Annotated in this window: 5 protein-coding genes and 1 pseudogene; all 6 read right to left on the reverse strand. The window is 57.5% G+C overall.

From position 1 onward, the window contains the following. Positions 1–230: pseudogene (locus OOZ53_RS26310) on the reverse strand (P-type conjugative transfer ATPase TrbB); the annotation flags it as partial. Continuing rightward, a complete protein-coding gene (locus OOZ53_RS26315; protein ID WP_271092774.1) occupies positions 223–762 on the reverse strand; it encodes a CopG family transcriptional regulator in 540 nt (179 codons plus the stop codon). The pseudogene OOZ53_RS26310 and the gene OOZ53_RS26315, both read right to left, overlap by 8 nt. An 11-nt stretch (positions 763–773) precedes the next feature. Then, positions 774–2,801, reverse strand: a complete 2,028-nt coding sequence (locus OOZ53_RS26320) for a conjugal transfer protein TraG (protein WP_271092775.1) — start codon at positions 2,799–2,801, stop codon at positions 774–776. A gap of 500 nt (positions 2,802–3,301) precedes the next feature. Further along, positions 3,302–3,850 (reverse strand): hypothetical protein, encoded by a 549-nt coding sequence (locus OOZ53_RS26325; RefSeq protein WP_271092776.1) that lies wholly within the window; start codon positions 3,848–3,850, stop codon positions 3,302–3,304. Then, positions 3,847–4,359 (reverse strand): GNAT family N-acetyltransferase, encoded by a 513-nt coding sequence (locus OOZ53_RS26330; protein WP_271092777.1) that lies wholly within the window; start codon positions 4,357–4,359, stop codon positions 3,847–3,849. Before OOZ53_RS26330 ends, OOZ53_RS26325 begins: the two co-directional genes overlap by 4 nt. 193 nt (positions 4,360–4,552) lie before the next feature. Continuing rightward, positions 4,553–5,869, reverse strand: a 1,317-nt coding sequence (locus OOZ53_RS26335; protein WP_271092778.1) for a DUF3363 domain-containing protein, incomplete at its 5' end; no start/stop codon positions are given.

The following is a 5,869-nucleotide window of genomic DNA, read 5'->3' on the forward strand; positions in this document are numbered from 1 at the left end:
ATATGGCTGGCGACCAGCCGGATGATGCGTTCCGCCTCGGAAGCTGCAATCGTCTGGCCGGTATCGATCCGGCCCTCCCCGTGCCGGTCCAGCCAAAGCCTGCCGTCCGGATTGACCATCACTTCGACCACTGCCGGATCGCTCAAGGCCGAAGCAATCGCCGGTCCCATGGCGGTCCTCAGCATGACGCGCTGGCGTTCCACGGTGGAGGTGTGGAGACGATTACTCATCAACCGCCTCCCCCTGGGATGACTCCTCATCGGACATTTTCCCGTCAGGCGGGCCATCATGGACCGATAGGCCTTCGCGCACGGCACGCAGGGCATCGATCTCCTCAGGCGTGAAGAAGTCCCCCTCCTCCGCGCTGATCTCCTCGAGCACGTCCTTGATCATGTTCTTGCCGCCAGCGAGCCGGCGTGCGAGCCGCGTGGTAAAATATTCAAAGCGCTCCTTGCCAAGCGCGCGGGCAGCATCCTGGTCCGCGTTCGGCAAGGGCGGTGTCACGGTCAGGAAAAAGCGGACGAACAGGGCCAGCGTTTCTGTTGTGATCGTAAGATTTCGCTCCAGCCGGTCATATTGCCGGGTGAGCCGGTCCAACCTGCGGATCAGAGCGCCGTCGCGCTGATCGTCGAACTCCTTGGAGAAGAACCCCATGAGGGCAGCTTCCACTACCGAGGCCTTGGTCACGCCGGGGCGTTTGGAGATCAGCTCGACCTTTTCCGAGAGCTTGTGGGAGATGTGGACGTTGAGACGGGGTTTCATGACGGTTCCTCTCAAAAGCTCGGCAGCAGGTCATCGTCAGCTTGATCAATGGCGTGGGCACGCCGGACGGCTTCGGAGTTGCTCGCGAGTCGGTCGATCTGCTTGGCAGCGGCCGTGTCGAAATCGTCGTCGAGAAGCCCACCATCCGGGCTATGATCGGGCTCTACCGCCGCGGATACTTCTTCCGGCATGGCAGGGTGACGCTTGAGACCACCATCATCATCCTCGCCGCCGGCAACCAGATCGGACCAGGGTTTGTGAAGGTCGGTATGCGTTCCACGAACCTGCCCCGACCAATCATCTGGCCGAGGCGACGGACGATCCACATAGGGAACGCCCGCCGCCAGGTCGGGTGGGGAGGACACCCGACGGGTAAAGTTGCCGTCTTCGAAATAGCGCAGCTTCTTCGCCCGGATCGGCGGCTGGCCGGATACCATGACGATCTCTTCGTCCGCCGGCAGTTGCATGACCTCGCCCGGGGTTAAGAGCGGGCGGGCTGTCTCCTGACGGGATACCATCACGTGGGCAAGCCAAGGAGCGAGCCGGTGACCGGCATAGTTGCGCTGGGCCCTCAGTTCCGTCGCGGTGCCGAGCGCATCCGATATCCGTTTGGCGGTGCGCTCGTCGTTGGTGGCGAAACAGACCCGGACATGGCAATTGTCGAGGATCGAATTGTGTTCGCCATAGGCCTTGGAGATCTGATTGAGCGACTGGGCGATCAGGAAGCTGCGCACCCCGTATCCGGCCATGAAGGCAAGCGCGCTTTCGAAGAAGTCGAGCCTGCCGAGCGCAGGAAACTCGTCCAACATCATCAGCAGCTGATAGCGGTGCTTTTTGCCGGCCTGACCTTCAAGCCGTTCCGTCAGCCGGCGTCCGATCTGGTTGAGCACCAGGCGGACCAGCGGTTTCGTCCTTGATATGTCGGACGGCGGGATTACCAGGTAGAGCGAGACCGGGCGCTCAGCGTCCATCAGATCGGCGATGCGCCATTCGCACCGTGACGTCGTCTCGGCAACGGTCGGGTCTCGGTAAAGGCCAAGAAACGACATAGCCGTTGATAGAACGCCGGACCGTTCGTTCTCGGACTTGTTCAGGAGCTCGCGCGCAGCCTGTGCCACCACGGGGTGCACTTCCGGCGCCTCCTCGGTTCCGAGATGATTGGTGCTCATCATCGACCGCAGCGTCCGCTCGAAAGCCCGGGACGGGTCGGAAAGGAACGCCGCGACGCGGGAAAGGGTCTTTTCTTCTTCCGCGTAGAGCACATGCAGGATCACACCGACCAGCAACGCATGACTTGTCTTTTCCCAGTGGTTGCGGCGCTCAAGCGCCCCTTCCGGGTCGACCAGAATGTCAGCTATGTTCTGGACGTCGCGAACCTCGTTACGCCCTTTGCGCACCTCCAGAAGCGGATTGTATTTGGCGCTGTTCGGATCGGTCGGATTGAACAGCAGGCAGTGCGAGAAATTGGAACGCCAGCCAGCGGTCAGCTGCCAGTTCTCGCCCTTGATGTCGTGGATGACAGCGGAATGCGGCCAGGTCAGCAACGTGGGTATGACAAGCCCGACGCCCTTGCCCGAACGTGTGGGCGCGAAACACACCACATGTTCTGGTCCGTCGTGTCGGAGATAGTTGCGTTTGAAGGTTCCGAGAAATACTCCCGCCGTCTCAGACAGGCCGGAACGGTTGACATCCGCATTGTCTGCCCAGCGCGAAGAGCCGTAGGTCGTGACCAATCGCGACTGCCGGGCGCGCCACAACGAACCGGTGATCGCAACCATGATACCGAGGGCACCACCGGAAGCGGCTACCGCCCCTGCCCGGTTGAACACCGACGGCGCATAGGCTTCATAGGCATACCACCACTGGAACAGCCTCCACGGCAGATGGATCTGATAACCTGCGAACTCGAACCAGGCAGGACCAAGCCCCGCTTGAAAGTCCAACTGCCCTGCCGCCCATTGGGTCGCGCACCATACTGCACCGATGACAATCGCGAAGACGATCAGCATTTGGCCGATTAGGAACTTGGTAGGAGTCATCGAATCCGCCGCACATTGATGGCCGAAAGGCCGTGAGAGATGTGCTTAGGATCGATAGAAAATCAGTGCTCTTGCAATGCGGTTGCATGCAACGTCGTCCAACCGGGGAAGCAAGATCGCACTCAAGCCAACACGCGCCATCAAGGCCCGAAAAGATCCGGGTCAGATTCTTGAAGGGGCCAAACGTCAAATTGGCCTTACGCATCGGATCGGCTTGTCCGGACTGGCAAAACCGCCAAAACCAAAGCGAATCCAATCGACTTGTTGATCTCGGTGACGAGATCGCTGAACCGGACATTCCTTCGATCTGCAGCAAAGTCGCGGAATGAGCCCAAAGTACCAAATACTGCGTTATACACGAAGGTCTGGTTTTTGACGTCGGCCAAAAACGTGACAAAACTAATGCAAGTTTCGCCAAGAGTTTATGGCACAAGTTTTTCAGCGATCTTGCCTGGGCTGCCAAGGTGACAAAAACCACCTTTTTTGGCGCATGGGTTATCTCATGGGGTAATTGGCAAAACGTTTGCTTGAACAAAAATCGCCACAGTAGCCAAAGCGATACCCAAAACCATAAACACTAGAAAAATGTTCGATGCTATGCGTGACGTCCCACCAATTTCCTGATTGATGAACTCGTTCGACTTGTCGCCCGAACTTAAACGAGAGCTCACCCAAGAAGTAGGCAATGCAAATTCGTCGCCGTCCCACGGTTGGTTTGGATGCGCCGACTTGAAGCTGTCAAAAAGACCTAAATTGTGCTCGAGCTTTGCAGTCACCACAATCAGCTCTCTAATGTGTTTTTCTTGTTTGGTTATGGATCGACGCGCGAACCAAGAGATCAGGGCTGCTATCAAGAGAGGGGCACTTAGAAGGCCCTGCAAACCTTCGCTCATGAGAGAAGTGACCTGACTGGCCGCAAACCCGAATACAGCAAGAACAATAGTGAAATACATGGCAATGTAGTTCTGCTGTGCCGACCAACGGGGCGGCAAAATAGAGAGATATGAGGTAAGGAGCGAGATTTTTTGGTCTTCGTTGAGATGGTTCATTTCAATCGCCTGTGGAATTCCTCCATGTCCATACTAAATATCTCATCAACGTGAGAACCAACAGTAATGCGACCAACTGGTTGAAAGCCGTTTGTGCTGAAGAAAGCCAGGCCGCCAGCGTTGTTCAAGTTAGTTTGCCATCCAATCTTAGAGAACGAACCGAATCGCGCATCAGAAGCGATGGTAGCAGCAACGCGCTGCATCAACGCACCACCTATGCCAGCACGCCTGAAGTGCGGTGAAATCACAAGGCGACGTAGGAAGAGGTGTGGTTCATTCAAAATAAGCGGATTGATGGCGCTCACAGCGTGAACAATGGCGAGACCAACAAGCTCGGAATTTTGCATTCTGACCGCCAGAGCTAGATTCACTTCCGACTTCACCAAGCCCATCAAGTAGGCAGCTGACCACGTGGTGCTTGACCCCTCAATCGACTGGATCAGTGCCAAAAATTCGGATGCAGAGGCCTCTACTTCTCTCTCGCCAATTGTTTCAAATGAAATATTCATCCGCTGATCATTCCTGCACCACACGACAAGTCAACCGGGCATAAGCCGTACGTTTGTGTCACAGGCGAAAACGACCGTTTTTGTCACGCGCCCCAAAAGCTGACCTTCCTTCGGTTCTAGCGAGGGTCAGCTAAGTCCCGCTTTGCCGATGTTGCCATTCCGGCGCACCAACGCCCGCTTGCTAGCAATTTCATCATCCTATTCCCATCCCTCGCTTCTTGCCAAAATGGAACGACACAGATGATCCACGCATCACGCCGCCGATCAACTTGCCGCGCTGCCGTTCCAGCGCCGGCCGCCACGGCACAAGTGTGAACTCCTTGGATTTTGCGATAACAGCGAACTTGCCGCTCGCAAGTTGGACCGGTCGCTTGTAGATGCCATCAATCCGCATGCCGTCCATTGGCGTTGTGAACTCCAGTCCCGTCTCACCGGCGAGCTTGTCTCCGGTTGTGGCCAGTTCTTGCTGCCGCAAAACGCGCAGAAGATTGCGTCGAAATCTCACGGTCTGTCCATCGCGTCGCGCCAAACCCTCATGGACCAGGTGATTCGCCCGCCGTTCCAGCGCCTCGGTGAAGGCCGCCGCGAAACGATCACCGCGGAGGGGAAGCGGCTCCTTGGCGAGCAGTTCCCGATCGAGCCACGTCGCACCGCCAGCCGATGTCTGCGCTTCCAGTGAATGATAGGAAAGCGTGGCCACGCGGCCGGAATATCGCGCGTGCTTTTTCGCAAGGGCCAAAACGCGTTCCTCGATGTCATCCGGGATTTCCCATGAACCATTGGCGAATCGCCGGACGATGTTCTGCCGACGCAACGCCTCCAGCCGCCGGACGTGGGCCTTGATAAAATCCTCTGAGGCTTTGCTGTCATGTTCATAATGAAATTCCGGCGAATAAGTCCCGCCATTCCACCGCGCCACATCTGCGATGATTCGATCTGATGGCTTTAGCCCGGTCGCCAACGGCTGAACCTCAACGATCGCACCAAGCGGCAGATCGTCCATTTCCTGATGCGGATCAAGCGCCACATAATGAATGCAACCGTCGGCTGCGTCGACGGTGATGTAATGACCATCATTCAGTTCGTCATGCAGTCCGCGGTCGATGATACGGCCGGTGATGGTCCGGGTTCGCGGAACTCCGGGGTCAAAAATGGAATAGTCGGAAGCGCCCGCATCCAATCCAGCCGCCCTTAGACCGCGATGCATGGTCTTGATGATGTCCCCACGTTCACCGGCCCGCCGCAGTGTTTCTTCCAGGTTCGGCGACAGCCGCCATCGCCCGGGCGCTATTTCGTCCGCGAGGCCGCGTCCTTCCAGGACGCGTAATCTTCCCGTTTGTAGCGACTGCCGAATCCATCCCTCGTCTGCCTGCAGCGCAGCCCGCATGTCGAGTAGCCTGTCTCGAGCCTGCCGGACAAGGTGCCGGTCAAGATCGGTGAAACGGTCCTGCTCGACCTGCTGCTCCAGTTTGCGACGGATTTCCTGTTCGGTTTGCGGGCCGAGCTCCAG

The organism is Allohoeflea poritis (assembly GCF_027889715.1).
In the GTDB taxonomy this organism is placed as follows: Bacteria; Pseudomonadota; Alphaproteobacteria; order Rhizobiales; family Rhizobiaceae; genus Hoeflea_A; species Hoeflea_A poritis.